The 17,116-nt window shown below is 45.5% G+C and carries 17 protein-coding genes and 1 pseudogene; 5 read left to right on the top strand and 13 right to left on the bottom strand.

Annotated features, from left to right (window positions below):
• Positions 1–125: 125 nt before the first annotated feature.
• Positions 126–527 (top strand): type II toxin-antitoxin system VapC family toxin, encoded by a 402-nt coding sequence (locus ACFSB2_RS25625; protein ID WP_377945999.1) that lies wholly within the window; start codon positions 126–128, stop codon positions 525–527.
• 150 nt (positions 528–677) lie between these two features.
• Here the strand turns inward: ACFSB2_RS25625 and ACFSB2_RS25620 are convergent, their stop codons facing one another.
• The 3 genes from ACFSB2_RS25620 to ACFSB2_RS25610 all read right to left on the bottom strand — a co-directional run bounded on the left by ACFSB2_RS25620 (position 678) and on the right by ACFSB2_RS25610 (position 3,234).
• Complete coding sequence (locus ACFSB2_RS25620; RefSeq protein ID WP_377945998.1) at positions 678–1,517, bottom strand: phytanoyl-CoA dioxygenase family protein; 840 nt, start codon at positions 1,515–1,517, stop codon at positions 678–680.
• Positions 1,518–1,967: 450 nt separating this feature from the next.
• The gene (locus tag ACFSB2_RS25615; RefSeq protein ID WP_377945997.1) at positions 1,968–3,047 is read right to left on the bottom strand and encodes a beta-propeller fold lactonase family protein; all 1,080 of its coding nucleotides are present in this window, start codon (positions 3,045–3,047) and stop codon (positions 1,968–1,970) included.
• Complete coding sequence (locus ACFSB2_RS25610) at positions 3,040–3,234, bottom strand: hypothetical protein (RefSeq protein WP_377945996.1); 195 nt, start codon at positions 3,232–3,234, stop codon at positions 3,040–3,042. Before ACFSB2_RS25610 ends, ACFSB2_RS25615 begins: the two co-directional genes overlap by 8 nt.
• 106 nt (positions 3,235–3,340) lie before the next feature.
• Between ACFSB2_RS25610 and ACFSB2_RS25605 the strand changes: the two genes are divergently transcribed.
• Positions 3,341–3,964 (top strand): reverse transcriptase N-terminal domain-containing protein, encoded by a 624-nt coding sequence (locus ACFSB2_RS25605; RefSeq protein ID WP_377945994.1) that lies wholly within the window; start codon positions 3,341–3,343, stop codon positions 3,962–3,964.
• A gap of 188 nt (positions 3,965–4,152) precedes the next feature.
• Positions 4,153–4,455 (top strand): annotated as a pseudogene (locus ACFSB2_RS25600) (group II intron maturase-specific domain-containing protein); the annotation flags it as partial.
• Between the two features lie 530 nt (positions 4,456–4,985).
• Here the strand turns inward: ACFSB2_RS25600 and ACFSB2_RS25595 are convergent.
• The 3 genes from ACFSB2_RS25595 to hxlA form a co-directional block, all read right to left on the bottom strand.
• Positions 4,986–5,090: a PIN domain-containing protein gene (locus ACFSB2_RS25595; protein WP_377946025.1), complete on the bottom strand. Its 105-nt coding sequence runs from the start codon at positions 5,088–5,090 to the stop codon at positions 4,986–4,988.
• Positions 5,091–5,862: 772 nt separating this feature from the next.
• Positions 5,863–6,429 (bottom strand): 6-phospho-3-hexuloisomerase, encoded by a 567-nt coding sequence (gene hxlB, locus ACFSB2_RS25590; protein WP_377946024.1) that lies wholly within the window; start codon positions 6,427–6,429, stop codon positions 5,863–5,865.
• Entirely contained in the window at positions 6,429–7,055 is a 627-nt protein-coding gene (gene hxlA, locus ACFSB2_RS25585; protein ID WP_377945993.1) for a 3-hexulose-6-phosphate synthase, read from the bottom strand. Before hxlA ends, hxlB begins: the two co-directional genes overlap by 1 nt.
• A 169-nt stretch (positions 7,056–7,224) precedes the next feature.
• Between hxlA and ACFSB2_RS25580 the strand changes: the two genes are divergently transcribed.
• The gene (locus ACFSB2_RS25580) at positions 7,225–7,575 is read left to right on the top strand and encodes a winged helix-turn-helix transcriptional regulator (RefSeq protein ID WP_377945991.1); all 351 of its coding nucleotides are present in this window, start codon (positions 7,225–7,227) and stop codon (positions 7,573–7,575) included.
• A 137-nt stretch (positions 7,576–7,712) separates the two neighbouring features.
• Positions 7,713–8,642, top strand: coding sequence for an aminoglycoside phosphotransferase family protein (locus ACFSB2_RS25575; RefSeq protein WP_377945990.1), 930 nt, complete (start codon positions 7,713–7,715; stop codon positions 8,640–8,642).
• Positions 8,643–9,187: 545 nt separating this feature from the next.
• Here the strand turns inward: ACFSB2_RS25575 and ACFSB2_RS25570 are convergent.
• The 7 genes from ACFSB2_RS25570 to ACFSB2_RS25540 form a co-directional block, all read right to left on the bottom strand.
• Entirely contained in the window at positions 9,188–9,700 is a 513-nt protein-coding gene (locus ACFSB2_RS25570) for a small multi-drug export protein (RefSeq protein WP_377945988.1), read from the bottom strand.
• 304 nt (positions 9,701–10,004) lie between these two features.
• Complete coding sequence (locus tag ACFSB2_RS25565; RefSeq protein ID WP_377945987.1) at positions 10,005–11,555, bottom strand: acyl-CoA synthetase; 1,551 nt, start codon at positions 11,553–11,555, stop codon at positions 10,005–10,007.
• Positions 11,556–12,626: 1,071 nt separating this feature from the next.
• Entirely contained in the window at positions 12,627–13,244 is a 618-nt protein-coding gene (locus tag ACFSB2_RS25560) for a DedA family protein (RefSeq protein WP_377945986.1), read from the bottom strand.
• Positions 13,245–13,332: 88 nt separating this feature from the next.
• The gene (locus ACFSB2_RS25555) at positions 13,333–13,827 is read right to left on the bottom strand and encodes a COG4705 family protein (protein WP_377945985.1); all 495 of its coding nucleotides are present in this window, start codon (positions 13,825–13,827) and stop codon (positions 13,333–13,335) included.
• 265 nt (positions 13,828–14,092) lie between these two features.
• Complete coding sequence (locus ACFSB2_RS25550) at positions 14,093–14,836, bottom strand: ABC transporter permease (RefSeq protein ID WP_377945984.1); 744 nt, start codon at positions 14,834–14,836, stop codon at positions 14,093–14,095.
• A 12-nt stretch (positions 14,837–14,848) separates the two neighbouring features.
• Positions 14,849–15,571, bottom strand: coding sequence for an ABC transporter permease (locus ACFSB2_RS25545; protein ID WP_377945983.1), 723 nt, complete (start codon positions 15,569–15,571; stop codon positions 14,849–14,851).
• Positions 15,571–16,485 (bottom strand): ABC transporter ATP-binding protein, encoded by a 915-nt coding sequence (locus ACFSB2_RS25540; protein ID WP_377945981.1) that lies wholly within the window; start codon positions 16,483–16,485, stop codon positions 15,571–15,573. The genes ACFSB2_RS25545 and ACFSB2_RS25540 overlap by 1 nt, the downstream gene beginning before the upstream one ends.
• Positions 16,486–17,116: the final 631 nt, after the last annotated feature.

Raw genomic sequence — 17,116 nt, 5'->3', positions numbered from 1 at the left:
TTGAAATCTGCATCGTATTGTTTTGTCATCGTAGACACCTCGAATCAATTTACTTATTTTCACATTCTCGATTCGTTGTGTCCACACTTTTAACCTAACACCAAAAAGATCCCAATCCCCGTGTTATGCGTTGGATTGATACCTGTGATGAAAAGGCTTTGTTTCTAAGTGTGATAACCTTCGGTGAACTCCAAAAAGGAATATGGAAACCGAGTGATTCAAATCGGGCGGAACGGCTGCAAAAATGGGTTAATCAAGAACTGACCAAGCGTTTTGAAGGACGGATACTCTCCATCGATTTAGATGTGTCTTTCACTTGGGGAAAACTACAAAGCACATCGGAAAAGGAAGGGGTCAAATTACCTGTTATGGATAGCCTGATTGCGGCTACAGCGATGGCACACCATCTGATTGTAGTTACCCGAAATGTCCGATATTTAGAGCGTTGTCAGGTAACTGTTTATAACCCTGGGATTAGCCTTATGTTTCATTCAAGACCAAAACGCCAATCACGAAAAATCGTGTAGAAGGGCGGCTTCAGTGAAGGAGAGGGAGCGTGACCGTCCATATATGGTGTTTTATTCTGAGTTCTTCTGGATCGAGGTTGGCAGGACACAGCCATGGACGATCCAAATGCGGGATCGTCCATGGAGTGGCGCGAAATGAATGCTGTGGGCTCAGCTCCATGAATTGAGGCCCAGCAGTTTGCGTCCGAGCGGCGTGAGCAACGCCGGTTCTCGTCGAGCCTCTTCGATTCTCCTCGGGTCACCAGGGAACACTTCGTTGTGCAGCGGGTGGCATGACTGCCAGCTTTCGATGCGCGCCTGGCGGTAAGCGTCATCATCCTCCTCGGCTGGGTGCATGCTGATGTATTGAGCCAACCGAGGGCGATTTGAGACATTTTGGCCGTTGCCGTGCGGCAGCAGTGTACTCCAAATGACGACGTCTCCTGCGCGCATCGGCACCTTGGTGATGGAATAATCTGATATATCCGGTTGGCGTCCAATTTTTACACCCGACTGGCGCTGGTGGATAATCCAGTCCTCCAACTCGCGATACAGTTCCGGAACGCACTGGAAACCGCCCATCGTTTCGTCAGTGTTCGCAAGCGCTATCACTCCTTGTACCGCAAACGGGATGTCCGGATATCTATCCATATCCGTGTCCCAGTGGATAAAACCCGTTTTGCTGTATTGCGGGTAATCGAAATGGGCAGGCGGCTTTAAGTTGGCCCGGTCAATGGAGACCCACAACTTCTCCGTCCCGAGGATGCTCGCAAAGATCTCGTGCAATTCTGGATGCTGTCGGTTGTCCCACATCGATTGATAGTGGTACATTTCAATCATGCCATCTGGGCTTATAATTGACGGTCTGTACCAAGAACCTGGGTCATTCGGATCGGCGTTGGTATGTTCGAAGATGTCCGAGATAACCGCATCCAGTTGTTCCTTTGGGATGACGTTCGGGACGAGGACGTATCCTCGTTCAAAGATTTGGTTCCGCAATTCCGCCTTCATCTCTAATTGACCACCTCTCGCTATTCCGTTTTTATACCGTTTTTCTTGATGGACTCGATGTGATCTTCTTGCTTATACCTTAACAATATCATCCTTGCTTGCGGATGGGTACGATGGTTTCGGATATTTGAAATATTCTGTATTCAGTGTTGGTATGTTGGCTTGTGGTTTTCAGTTTAATAGATTTGAAATTGAACTACTCCTCGACTCTTCTGCCATACACGCTAATGCTATGAATAAATATTTGAGAACGTTAGATCCAAATCTCGAAAGAAACAGTCAGGTAGGTCGGAGGCCTCACGGCCTACCTGGCTGTTTCGTATAAATTTGAAGCGAATCTTAAAAATCAAAACGGATTGCTCTTTGGAAGTCGCAATCCGCACATTAGCCCGGATTCGTTAATTGGCTGAGTTCGAAAACTGTATTTTACTTAAGCATGTACACCCATATCTATCCTGGAATAACCCCTACACCATCCGGTGAAATCTGCACCGCAATCGTAGCAATCACGGTACTCGTGTTTCCGTCAATCACCGAGACACTGCTACTGTCGAAATTTGAGTTTGTAACATAGACCAGATTCGTGTCCGGGTTCACCCCCACCCCCAATGGTTCACTTCCCACTGGAACGGTGGCTATTACAGTATTGATGTTTCCGTCAATCACCGATACAGCGTTACTGTTGAATTCTGTGACGTAAATCCTATTTGTAGAAGGATTCACTCCTATGCCGCCCTCTGATCTAAAGACGTTTGGAATGGTTGCGATTACAGTATTCGTATTTCCGTTGATAACTGAAACATTGTTATCGAGTTCGTTTGCGACGTAAATCCGGTTTGTAGAAGGGTTCACCCCTACCCCAGAGGGTCCTTGTCCTACTTGAATAGTGGCGAACACAGTATTCGTATTTCCGTCAATCACGGTGACATTGTTATTCGCGAAGTTTATGATGTAAATTTTGTTTGTGGAAGAATTCACCCCTACTCCCGATGGTTCTTTTCCCACTGGAACGGTTGCGATTACAGTATTTGTATTTCCGTTAATAACCGAGACATTGTTGCTAGCAATGTTTGCAACGTAAACTAGATTTGTGGAAGAATTCACCCCCACTCTAGATGGTTCCGAACCCACTAATATATCGGTGATCACAGTATTGGTATTTGCGTCAATCACTGAGACGGTATTACTGTTAGGGTTTGAGTTTGCAACATAGATCCGATCCGTAGAAGGATTCACTCCTACTCCTGCTGGTCCGAGCCCCACTGGAACGGTTGCGATTATGGTATTGGTATTTCCATCAATGACTGAAACAGTGTTACTTTGGGTATTTGCAATGTAAATTCGATTTCCAACTTCGGCTGGCGGTTCTTCTTGGTTTATGGCTCGTAGGGCTTTACCAAGATACGACAAGGAATTTGCGATCTCTTTCTCCGCGTGCTCAACCTTGTGATGACGAATATCATCCTTGGCTTCCTTAAGCTCTTTAATGGCTTCTTCAATTATTTTTATGCTTCTTTTTTGATCACTCATCCCACTGATCCTTCTCTCCGCCTCTTGACGTAAGACATCGGAGTGCTTTTGAAATATCCACAAGTGAATCGCCGATTTCATTTTCGGCTTGTTCAAAGTTTTCCTTGCTTAACAAGTGTTGTGCTTCTCGAAGTTCCTTGATTGCAGCATCCAATTTGCGAATACACCGAGTGTGTTGATGATGCATACAACCCCCTCCAATTCCAAACTGGTTTATTTAATGGAATGTCAGCCGAGACAAATGTGACTGGACAAAATACAGGGGTAATCCGCACAATTCAGGAGAGCCTGTTATGAACCAACTATCCGCGACGAGCGAGCCAACAGGCTCTAAACGTAACGTCTCACCAACAACCGTCGAAGATAAGATCATGCGTGCATGGTACGAAGCGCAAGCATCCGAACCCGACACCAGCTCCTTTACTTCGTGGGTGGATTGGGATGAAACTGAACGCCACGTCTCTAGGTTACAGCGACAACTCGCAAACGCAGTCGAACACGGAAATCGCAAGGCCGCACGCCACTATAAGTGGCTCATCCGCAACAGTCATCATGTGAAAATGCTTGCCATTCGTGCTGTCACTCAAGAAAACAAAGGGCGAAATACACCCGGCGTGGATGGGAAAACGTACACGCCCCCTGAAGCTAGACAAGAACTGCTCAAACTGGTGAACCTGAAAAAGAAGCCACTCCATGTGCGCCGTGTGTACATCAAGAAGAAAAACGGCAAACAGAGACCGCTTGGCATTCCCACTATCTCCAATCGTCTGGAGCAAGCAATACACAAAATGGCAATGGAGCCGGAGTGGGACATCCAGTTTGAACCTAACTCCTTCGGATTTCGTCCAAGTTGCTCGACATGGGATGCCATTGCGCAACTATTCATCGTATTGTCCTCAATCCGTTCTCCGCAATGAGTCATCGAAGGGGATATCAAGGGATTCTTCGACAACGTAGACCATGAAAAGCTACTCATGAAACTCGCGCCGGAAGACCGGACATTTATTCGAAGAATCCTCAAAACACCCATCATTGAGCCGAAACGCGGGAAAATACCAAGTACTAAGGGAACACCGCAAGGAAGTCTTGTTTCTCTACCAGATTAAGTGACATCACACGTCTACTCAATCCAATTTTGCGCGGCTGGACGAACTACTATAGCACGGTGGTCAGTAAGGAAACATTCTCTTACTGCGACTACCGAATATATGAGATGTTATGGTGTTGGGCTAAACGGAGGCACCCAAGGAAGAACAGTCAGTGGGTAAAAGATAAATACTTCGCCCGCCGTAGCAATCGAGATTGGGTGTTCACAAATGGGACATGGGACATATTCCACATGTCTAAGCGTCCCCATCATTCGCCACGTCAAGGTACAAGGACAACGGTCACCATATCGTGCAAGTGACAGTAAGTACTTTGAACAACGACATCAGGCATTGCTTTTAAAGCGGCTTGATGGGTTACAAAAGAAAATCGTGAAGAAAACGAATGGCAAGTGCGGATTATGCGGGCGTCCGATCTCGGAAGAACACTTCCGAAAGTGGCAGCTCAATGGGGAAAATAACATCGGATTCTATCCAATGATTCCCCCACAGTTAAACGGCCGTTATACGATACGAAACGTGTTCGTCGCCCACCAATGGTGCCATGTCCAATATATCCGGAAGCATGGACATGATACGTTTCCGGACAACCCTAAATGTTTTCTATCCCTGGCGAGGCAATCGTTGGAGGTAGAGTGGTCCGGGCGGGTGAAGTCAAAGCCGTTAACAAATAGGCCGAGAATACTGCAGGATGGCTTGAGCCGGATGACGGGCAAACCGTCACGTCCGGTTCTGAAGGGGGAAGGAGGGCCGTGAGGCCTCCGACCTACCTGACTGTTTCCTAAGCAAATAAGCAAAAAGCCTAGGGATCTATAGTCGCCAGACTTACTCTTTATTCGATTGTCCAGTCTTCTATCCGCAATCCAGAGACTCGTTCAAATTCCCATGTGTTGTTTGTAACAAGTGGAATATCAAGGGATAGCGCATGTGCTGCAATGAGCGTATCAAGTGGGCCAATCGGTCGCCGTGCCTTTCTAATTCCGAACGCACATGTCCGTATACAAAGGTTGTTTTAGTTGTAAATTCGGCAATTTCAAGCGGCAACAGGAATGCCTCAAGCATGTAAAGCATTAAAAAGTTCCTCACGTTGTTGTACTTCCGGTTGATTACGCACACTCATGTAATCGTCGGAGAACAGCTCCAAAGATTGAGCTAGTGAGTCCCACAAACAGCGTAAGAGAGCCAGCATATTCATACAAATCCAGTCCACTTAGCTTGCTCCGTATCGACCACTACGGCATCGGCTACGTGGCTCGCTTAACATGCGATGAGATGCTGCGGCTCCATGAATACTCACCAGGCTTTAGCCCGGAACGATTCGCGGCACACGAGAAGTTCTTCGTCGAGGACGTCCACCGATGGGCCCGGTCACGTTTCGGAGTCATCTTGCGGAGGTGGTGCGGCTGCTTAATGTGTTCGCCGGGGTAGCTCCTCGGCTCTCGCCGTGCGCAAACACCACTTCTGCCCCGCCTCCGGTAGTCCACCACGACCGATGCGCATTAAGCAGCAGGTTCCAGCCCCGGTTCTCGACACCGTAGATGCCCTCGATGACGCCGCGCAGTAGAGCGGCCAGGGCAGGTCGGGACACCCGCCGGATCGCATATACTGGTTTATTTGACTTTAAATTCATGATGTATATTTATCAGGGTTTTAAAATAAACCAGAGAACGCCTCAAAACGTTGAGATGCGTTCTCCGGTTCTAGCTATGTTACTCAAGGTTGGCGTGTCGAGTAAACATCGTGTCAGAGTTCGTTCCCCGAGCAGCCATAAGTTTCAATATTGCAGCATCGAAAAATACTAGCAAGCTTTGCTCAAATAGTGTTCCCATTGGTTGTATCGATTTGTAACCATCATCCGAACCATCTTTTGGACGGGCCGGTATTCTAACGCAAGTATCTGCTAGCTTCCCGATGGTGGACTCAGGAAAAATGGTTACGATGGCAATAGAAGCACTAAGCTCCTTTGCCTTTTCAGCTATTTGCACTAAACTTTTTGTTTCTCCAGAACCAGTGCCCAAAACTAAAAGATCGCCTTGTGCGATGTTAGGGGTCACCGTTTCCCCTACAACGTATGTTTCAAAGCCCATCTGCATTAACCTCATGGCAAACGCCCGTGACATAAATCCAGACCTGCCTGCACCCGCAACAAAAATTCTCTTTGCGAGGAGGATAGATTCTACAAATTGTTTAGTGTTCGCTTCAGAAACTGAACGAATCACACGTGACAGCTCTGCCAATATTCCCAACCCGAACTGTGATTCAGTTGCTGAAGTCATCACTGAATCAGTTCCTTCATTTTACCGGCAACCAACCTTTTGTCTGTTTGACCGGTAATCCCACCGCCTACAATCACTATATCTGGTTCTGCGGCTACAACTTCCGGTAATGTTTCTAATTTGATGCCGCCGGCTACTGCCGTCTTGGCAGTTTTCACGACACGTTTAATGGTCTTTAGATCTTCAAAAGAGTTTTGCCCTACCGCCTGTAGATCATATCCAGTATGAACGCAGATGTAATCCACACCAAGCGTATCGACTTCTTTTGCGCGAGTTTCCAAATCCTTTACGCCGATCATATCAACGAGGATCTTCTTCTGGTGCCTCTTAGCTTCTTCAACCGCACCTCGAATTGTCTCGTCTTCAGACACGCCAAGTACAGTAATGTAATCCGCACCAGCTTCAGAAGCTTTTAAAACCTCGTACCCGCCAGCATCCATAACTTTGAGATCTGCCAAAACCTCGAGTTCTGGAAATGCGTCTTTCATTGCTTTAACAGCACGAAGACCTTCGTTGATCACGACGGGTGTGCCGATTTCCACAATGTCAACAAACTCCTTTACTTCTTCCACTAGCTCAATTCCTTCGGGGATATTAACAAGGTCCAATGCTAACTGAAGTTTCATTGGCTTTCACTCCTGTTATTAAATGTTTAATATTGCACTAATCTCAGGCTGAAGAATTTGAAATGCCCGGCAGGTGTTGATGTTATACTCAATACACCAAAATGTTAAGTACACACTTATTAGTGATATAGTTACTAAAAAGAAACTTTAGAAGACAGGTGAATGACTGGTGCTCAATCTTAAAGAGTTTAATTGTGAAAAGGAATTAACATTATCCGTTATTGGCGGTAAATGGAAAATGATTATCCTGTGGCATATCGGTCTAAACAGCCCTCAACGTTTTAGCACGCTCAGAAAACTGTTGCCCAAAGTTACGCCAAAGATGTTAACGGCACAGTTGCGGGAATTGGAGAACGATGGGATTATCCATCGGAAAGTATATCAGCAGGTTCCGCCGAAAGTAGAATATACACTAACGGAGTATGGTGAAAAATTAATTCCAATCTTGGAATTGATGTACGATTGGGGAAAGAAATACGCGAGGCATATGAACCTTGATATAAACAGAATTCTCGAATAGAACTGAGCTAAATATGAAAACAGATAAAAAAGACATGGTTATAGGTTCTTGAACTTATGGGGAGCAACATAGTTCTTGACAACGTGATGAAGTTCAATCGGACGTTAAACTGACTCTTGTCAAGGAGTGAGAAATAATTGTACAGCAGCATCCCTCGTTCCGAGGAATACCAACATCGTCTGCTTGAGTTCATCAAGCAGGAATATGGAATAAACGCCGCCGTACTAGCTCCCGCAAAACGCGGCTTTTACGGTGAAACGTGGCGGCTGGACGCTACGAATAGCAGCTATTTTCTAAAACTCGTTTACCCCGCCACGCATAAAGCCGTCTATGAGCGCAGCTTTTCTATAATCCAACACCTATGTGACCATGGCATTGACTTCATCAGCCGAATCGTAAAGACAAAAGACGGCGACCTGTCCGCACGATTTGACGGCGCGATACTCGGCGTTTTTGACTGGATTGACGGTGAAAACATAGAAACAGACGCTACAAAAATCCCGGAATATCAAATGCTGGCTAAGGTATACACAGTTCCGTCTTGCGGCGTTCCCATTCTCCGAGAAGATTTTTCGGGCAAAAGCGCCGATAAGTTCTTCGAGCAATGGAACGCGCTGGATAATATACAGATTCACTCAGTGCTTGAGAAAAATCACGTCAAGTTGGAGCATAGAGCCAAGAGGTTGAAATACTTTGCCGAGCTGTGCCGAGGTGACAGGGCGGACTTCTTCATCACCCACGGCGATGCCGGAGGAAATCTGATTGTAAACGGTGACAGGTACTTCATCGTGGATTGGGACACCCCCATCCTCGCGCCGCCGGAACGTGACGCATGGGTCATGTGCTGCCAGGATTGGGCAAGGGACGTTTTTTATAATGCTCTGTGTCAGAACGGCATTAGACACACCCTGCGTTCGGAACGGCTGGCGTATTACTGCTATCATTTTTTCTTTTTCTATCTCACAGCATACCTCGATGGGTTCACGCAAACTGACACTGTGCGGGAGATTGAAGAATACATTGACGGCTGGATAGAGGGAAGTATTCAATACGCAGACAAAATTTGAAATCACCAAGATGCTATTTGCGCGATGGAATGGCGAGTGTATCATATTTTCACGCATTGACGGGATTCATCTATCATAAGCCGCACCACGAAAGGCTTTCTGAAATTTGCAATGCTTGCCTTGCGGAATACATGAAGGAACTTGAAAACGCTCACTACACAGCCCTTTTTACTCTTCTGATGAGTAAACAACCATCTGGTTTAGATCGACAATAAAACATCCTTGAACAAGAATGTCTGCACCCAAAAGCCCATTAATCCCTGGATGGGCATCGAGATTGCCCTTTATACGACAAGGTCAGGGAAACAAAAAAATAGCCCATCCCGGTAATCTAACTTCATTAATCTAACTTCATTGAATAGACCTCCGATACGCGGGTTTGTTGCGGATCGGCATGGCAATCTGCTCATGCTTGGTGTGATAGACAAAAGTTTTCTCGTGTGCTCGCATCAGCTCGTCCACGGCTTCTTTTCCGTCATTGAGGCAAAATACACACAAAATCGGACTTGATCCGCAATTTTCCCAATCCAAGTAACTATCGGACGCTAAAGGACCGCTTGAAACACCCGCACGACCGATTCTCCGCCGTACGTGATGATGAAAGACGATGCAACCATTCCAATCAATACACTACATAGTACAAGACCGTGATTCCATCGCATTACGTAGCCGATCCCGATACACACATATGCGCCGAGAACCGGTGACAGCGGCACAAGCACCCAAACGCCATATTTTCCATACTTCCGAGACCAGATCTCGGCTTTCTGTAACCTTCTTCTCAGCCAACTCCAATGCAGGATAATTTCATCTAGGATTAACATGAGGAGTGGAATTAGGATAAGGTTTGCCAGAATGCTGATCGCCCCACCGGAGAATGGGCGGAATCGGAGAGGAATACTCGCAACGGCAGCAGGTTGTGCTTCAAGGGTGAGGGACGTCCCAATGAGAGACATGGTCGCGACAATTTTATGCTCCGCCAGACCGATGATAAGCGAGCTTACGAAGAACAGAATGCCAAATAGAATTCCGTATGTCAGTCTAAGGCGAAAACTCACGTTACGACATCCTTCCCTTCCTAACCGAAGTTGTGATATTTCAATAAGCGTAGTCTATGTCCATTCAAAAAGCTCTTACACGCTCTGGGTAAGGAGAGATTTTTGTTGATTGTATCCTTGACTACAGGGACATAAGCCCTCCAAGCGTAATAAGCGATACGGCCATGATCATCATCGTCGAAGACAATCGGCTGTATACAAGACAAGATTTGGTTAATTGCGCGGTCTGTGACTTATACGGGTTCCTCGACATGGCGAGCCGCGTCAGGACAAAACCACGACCCGCAAGTGCTCGTTATCCAATTTAGACATTGTCTTTCTCGCGAAGCTCAACTCTCCGGATTTTTCCGCTGATCGTCTTCGGCAAACTTTCCACAAATACAATCGAACGCGGACATTTATATGGAGCGGTGACCCGCTTGACATGTTCCTGTAGTTCCGAAATCAGTCTTGAACCATGAACGTCATCTGGATTACGCAAGATGACAAAGGCTTTTATAATATGACCGCGCTCTACGTCAGGGCTAGCAACCACTGCACACTCTGCTACTTTAGGATGCTTAACCAAAGCATCTTCGACCTCAAACGGACCAATCGTGTACCCGCAAGAAATAATGATGTCATCGGATCGTCCTTCGAACCAAAAGTATCCGTCTTCGTCCCTCTTCCCTTTATCCCCCGTGATATACCACTCTCCACGAAACGCCTTTTCGGTTCGCTCCTGATCTGCAAAGTATCCCTGAAATAACGCAGGGTGGTTTCTATGGACTGCAATATGTCCAACGTGATTGGTCGGCAATTCAATACCATTGTCATCAATGATGGATACAGTGCCTTCCAGAAGAACTTGTCCCATGGACCCAGGACGAACAGGTACATCACGCAACATACCTACAAGCAATGTGCCCTCCGTTTGTCCATATCCATCTCGAACTTCGACATTGAACTCCCGTTGAAAAGTGTCGATCACTTCACGATTGAGTGGTTCTCCGGCCGACACTGCAGATCGTAAGTGAAGATGGTATCGTCCCAAATCACTCACCTTGGCCATCAATCTGTACTCCGTAGGCGTTGCACACAACAAAGAAATACCGTACTTTTCAATCAGTTGTAGGTAACGCCCTGGATGAAAACTCCCCGTATAGACAAACGCTGTACCTGCATTCCCTAGAATCGAAACAAAGGGACTCCAAATCCACTTCATCCATCCTGGACCTGCTGTAGCCCACGCCAACTCTCCAGGTTGAACGTCGAACCAATACGTTCCTCCCCCTGCGAGATGTTCTCGGGGCCATGAATAGACGTGCATTACGCCCTTTGGACCGCCAGTGGTGCCACTCGTATATGAAATGAACGCCACATCTTCATCGTCGTTCTCAACACAAAAATCCTCTAATGATTCTTGTTCTGTGAGAGAAGCAAGCGGCGACCAGCCTTCCTCCTCGTGGCCAACCGTCAAGAAGTGTTTAAGTGAAGGACAGCATGAACGAATCTCATCAACGCCCTTATGCAACGAGTGGTGAGCAATCACCATTTTGATATGAGCGTGTTGAATTCGATATTTGATATCATCTGTTCGCAACATTTCGGAACCTGGGACAAGTGTGGCACCGATCTTTAATAGAGCCAGGTACACGATGTAGGAATCTATTCCTCGAGGTATAAGAATGAGTACGCGGTCTCCTCTCTTGATACCAATCCGGTAAAGAGCGTTCGCCAATTGATTGCTCCGTGTTCTCAACTCCCCATATGTTACTCTGCATTCATAACCATGCTCATTCAAACAAAGTACGGCCAGTCTTTCTGGTACGGCCATTGCAATCTTGTCCACTTCCCGTGCGAAATTGTATCCCATGTGTAAATCTTCACCTCTTACGTTTTTGTTGATCTGCTCATTAAAAATCGACTTGTACAGAATAGGTTCAACCTTTTACCGATACCAAAGGAGTATTTATTCACCACACATTGGAAGTACCTACTTCCTAGCAAATGTTACATATTAAATCACACAGTACCTCTTCTAATATGACTTCCTCGGCAACATCATCTATTCAACGATGTTAAAATAGTTAATATAAGGATTTTTGCGTTTGACGACTTCATTATCTCTTTGCATATGAATGCAAAGAAAAGTAAAGAAGGTTTTTATTATGAAGTGTTAAATCCCCGCCTGACACGTAGCTGTGGCGCTTACGTAATTGCTCATCTGCGCTACTCGAACAAATACTTTTTGAATACTTACTCACCCCAACATCGTGTCATTGCTCAACATTCGCCACATCAATAAGCATAGCAAGCTCAGCTTTCAAAAAAATAAACATTCACTTAACAGGAGCTTAATCTTTAGATCTGTGGGCATGATAAATTTGGTTTCGATACCAATCCAGCGGGCGTCTAAGATATTTCTTTACTGATTCAATAATTTACCTTCTGGCTATTATTTTATTTGATTGGGTTTCCATTAAAGAACTATCTGTTTTTCGGGGATATGTATTGGCTCAATTCTATTCTCAACTGCCACTTTGGTATGTGATCGAAAGTGGGTTCCTTACTGATGCAAATTCTGGTTCGCTCTATCCAATTTATTCTCGTTGGTTCTTATGTCGATTGGGGGAAAATGTCACCATTCATTCAATTGTTCGAACCGTATCGAACGTTTATGCGCAGTGTGATACCATTTTTTTAAAGTATGCTTAAAGTGTGGCCGGCCCCCAGATCCACAAGAAAAACGGGAGCGCAGCCAATCCAAAATATGCATGGCAATTTATGCGTTCCAATAACCTGGGTAATGGCATCTGCAAATATAGCAGGATGTTTACAGTAACCCGCATACTTGTGGGAATCATATGTAAGCGTTCAGGTAAGTTGTCGGGATGTACTGAACCACAAAGATATAGATTCAACTTAGTCACACACGGACTGTCATCTATAAATCTTCATCCCCAGGTTCACCCAAACGATGTAACCGTTTATGAATGATCCGGTAGCACATAACAATGCCTATCAACAACAGTATTCCGGGTATCAATTCGATACGCCAATGGCGATAGACTGATAACCCCAACTGATCAAGGAGGTTACCTCCTAGTAAAAATGTACTGGTCCATAAAAATGAAGCGATTAGCTGAATAGGGATATAAATTTTGAGTTTCAACTTATTCACACCTGCTACATAAGGTATGATGTCACGTATTACTGCGATATACTTTGTGATAAGTAAAGTCCAAGTGGCTTGCTTTTGAAACAATCGTTCTGTTTTTTGGAGATTCTTTTCACTAATAAAAATATATTTCCCAAATCTTTGTATCACAGGTCTTCCAACCATTCGACCAATCAAATACGTTAAAATTGAACCGGTAAAAGTGCCCATGCTAGCAGATACGATTAATAGAGGAAGATTAAATGAAGATTGACTCGTATGCGACAAGACCCCTACTGTTGTTAACAAGGTTTCTCCAGGTACAATTAAAATTACGTATTCGAGGGCAAGTAGGACAAAAACACCGGTATATCCATATGCAGTTGCAAAATGTTCAAAGCCCACTGTGTTGGCCCCCTTTGAAGTTCTGAGACGAATGAACAACATTTCAGGTTGCAGCGTTTCTGTCGATAACTTTAAGACTCTGGTATTATTAGTTTCTTGTGAGCTTCAATCGGGAACTATTCTCCTGCCTGTCATTTTTTAAGGCCTTTACGTCTTTACGCGTTATAGCAAGATAACTTACAAAGAAGACAATTAAGATGATTAATACACCGCTCACTAAACCATCGCCGAGTCCAAGCCCACCAACGCTAGGTGACTTGCCTGCCCAATCTGCAAAAGAAGCACCTAATGGACGGGTCAAAACGTATGAAAACCAAAATGAGAAGACTGCATTCATACCAAATAACCAGTAGCAAAGACCTGGGTCGCAAACAAAAATGGCAAACATGACACCGGAGAAAAAATATCCGAGATGCAACGTCGTTGCAGTCATATCTCCCAGGGCTGTCCAGAGGGCAAATGTAGCAAGTACGGTTGCCCAATAGAACATCTCACTGCGCTTCGCATAAATACTGTGTATCGACAAAGTCTTTTCAACTCTGAACGGTATACCTAGAACGGTATGCGCTACACCAGCAGCCATCGTTCCAAGAATACTCACCATGACTACCAGGAGCTAATAGACCCTAGCAATCAGCGTCTGACATGGAAAACCCGATTGCCCCAACTACTACCGCGATATATGGGTTGAGGCTGACTAGAAATCTGATGTAGTTTCACACAGCTGCTATGAGCAGCTTAACAATCCAAAAATATATGGTGGAGCAGGTACCTTCACAAGCAATTTTTCTGAAGAATTTATTGTGGATACCTTCATGTACATGCCCTTTTCTAGTTCTGTATCTGTATTATGATGTAATATCTCTTCGTGAAAAATGCGTCCACCCCACCGCGACTAAAACCATACCGGAAATAATTATTGTAGACGCCGTTTTTGTCGTTACGTAAAGAAAGTGGTGACCAGATGGCATCATGGCCAACATTGGTTGTGCCCATGGATACACGGGTCCAAATCGAGAAGAATGTGCTACGGCAACCGCCGGAATTGTTAAAATGACATTTACCGCAAAAGGCGCCCCGAAACTTTTCCACCATGTCGATACCCAAAGCTGCAAAGCAATCAATGGAATACAAGCAAGCCATCCGCCTAGGATGCTACGAAACAGCATGGACCAAGGTGCCGCGGTGGAAATATGCAATACACTCACTCCGGTTGCGACTACGCCGAACATCATGAGTACTTGTGCAAGCGCAACAAATACGAGTACATAAAAGAATTTCACGATGTATATGGTCGATCTCGGAATGGGGAATGATAGGATCTGCTTCCACCCCCCGGACAAATGTTCAAATCGGCACATCAACGAACACAATACACCCGTGAGCAGCGGCAACATCAACAACGAATAGGCAGCAACGACAATGAAATAATAGCTATTCCACGGGTTTGCGTTCATACGATGCAGAAGTGGACCATGGCTTGCTGCCATAAAACCGATTGCAATTGCCAATAAGGGAGTCAGAACAACCGGGAACCAAATACTGGACTTGCGCATTTTCATCCATTCAGACTGAACAACTCTCCACATCATTGAATCCATTCCTCATTTCACTTCCTGCCTGGTGAAGAAGTAAATTCCACAACAAAGCAATAGAAAACATACGATTACCGACAACACGATCGGCTGCGCCCCAGATTGGGTGTATGCAGCGGCTTCACCCGGATACACCCAGGGCATCCACTTTGGAACAACATGGGCGATCACGTTTGCAAAGCTGACGATGACACCAATGATCCCCGCCGAAATCGCGAAGCTTTGATTAGCAATCAACACGGACAGTATCAATTGAAGCCCAATCAATGCATAAGAGGCCACATACGGACCGAAGCCCTCTTGCAATACCGCATGCCAAGGAATGGACTGGTTACCAAACCCGAGCAAATACCCCGTGATGACGGTGCCAATCATGGCAAGCATGCTAGAGAAAGCAAGATACAACAGAAGCCAAATGAACTTGCTTCCATAGATTTTGAAGCGTGATACGGGCAACGCAAGCAACTGTTTCCACGTGTTCCCCTGATGCTCCATTCCTGTCATTAATGAAGCGAGGAGTGTCACACCTAAAACGAGAGCAGGAATGGTTAGGAAATTCACGTTCTGAATTAGGCCCACCCAATGGTTCACGCCTTGTGGGACCATCTCATGCCAGCTTACTAAGTAATGAACACCAGTCAAACTATTCACTCCGATGGAACCTAAAACGCAAAGTGGAAGTATCCATGTGTGCTGAAACTTTATCCAATCTGATCGTAATGCGCCTATCATTACAGACTCCCTCCTGTACCCACAAGGTTCAGGAAGATGTCTTCCAGCGATGGGGCATGTTCTCGAATGCGAAACACATTCACATCTCCGAGGACAAGCTTTCGGTTCATCCGAGCTGAAGTGGCGTGATCCACGCTCTTTAGCACAAGTGACTTGTCTTCGAGTGCTACCTCATAACCGTCTTTCAGCAACAGGTTGTACGCTTCAACAGGTTTATCTACGTCAACATACAACTTTGCTTCACTTTCTTGGCGGAGGGTTTCAATTCGATCTTGAAAAAGGAGATTGCCTTGATGGATAATTCCAACCCAGGTGGCCATTTGTTCAATTTCACTGAGCAAGTGGCTCGAAACAAGCACGGAAATTCCGTATTGACGGGGCATCTCCATAATCAGTTCACGAATTTCGTGAATCCCTGTCGGATCAAGTCCGTTGGTTGGCTCGTCCAAAATCAACAACTTAGGATTCGCTAGTAGAGCCGTTGCGATCCCAAGTCTCTGTTTCATTCCCAGAGAGTATCCTTTGACGGCTTTACTTGCTGCCGGTGTCAATCGAACAATCTCCAACACCTCGTCGATTCGCTCGGCGGAGACATCCAAAAGTCGCGCAAACACTGCCAAGTTCTCATAACCGGATAGGTGACCATAGTAGGAAGGATTCTCAACCAGAGAGCCCACTTTTTGCAGAATGGAAGTCCGATGGCTCCTAAGTGACTGACCAAAGATATGAATGTCGCCAGAAGTGGGCTTAATTAGCCCTAACAGCATACGGATTGTTGTTGTTTTTCCAGCTCCGTTAGGTCCAAGGAAACCGTAAATGGCTCCTTCGGGCACCCTTAAATTCAATGCCTTTACCGCAATCTGGGATTTATATGTCCGAGTAAGTTCAGACGTTTGCACAACCCATTCTATCAATTCCAACACCTCGTTTAATGAATACGGAAAATCTATCTTGACTACGTTACCGGAGATGGCAGTAGTAAACTGCTATGAAACACATACAGCCATTCTTTTCGTGTAAAATAGTCAAATCTTAATAAACATAGCAAGCTAAGCTTTCAAACAGAGAAACATTCGCTTAACAGGAGCTTAATCTTGAAATGGTTGAGGAAATGATAAACGCTAACCCTAGAATGCGGACCTTGAACAAAATTTTCCTTCTCTCACTATCTGTAAGGCATTTCTCGAACAAGGGTATGGAGGCGTCGCAAGTGATACATAAACGCCTCCACGAGGCTGTGAGGGGCGAATACGATGAATTGCCGCAAATGGAAGTGATCGGTTGCGCTTAGATGTTGGATTTGGAATATTCATTATACTCCTGTGTTATTTAACGGTACGAAATATGTGTTACGCTTGTCTCATCACCTACCTAACCTAATCGCGCCTCGTTGTCTGATGGGGTGCATTTTTTTGCCTGCTATACCTTAACCCACGACATTCCATTTACGAAATCAGTTATTCATTGTCTGTGTTCTTCGGCCAAAGGCGCATTGGCTAGGTGCAGTCGGTACGCTATAACACATCATATTTGTCCTTCTACTCT

It is taken from the genome of Alicyclobacillus fodiniaquatilis, from assembly GCF_042678105.1.
GTDB classification, from domain to species: domain Bacteria; phylum Bacillota; class Bacilli; order Alicyclobacillales; family Alicyclobacillaceae; genus Alicyclobacillus; species Alicyclobacillus fodiniaquatilis.
Note: the sequence above shows the minus strand (reverse complement) of the source record. Positions and strands in the feature narration are given on the sequence as shown.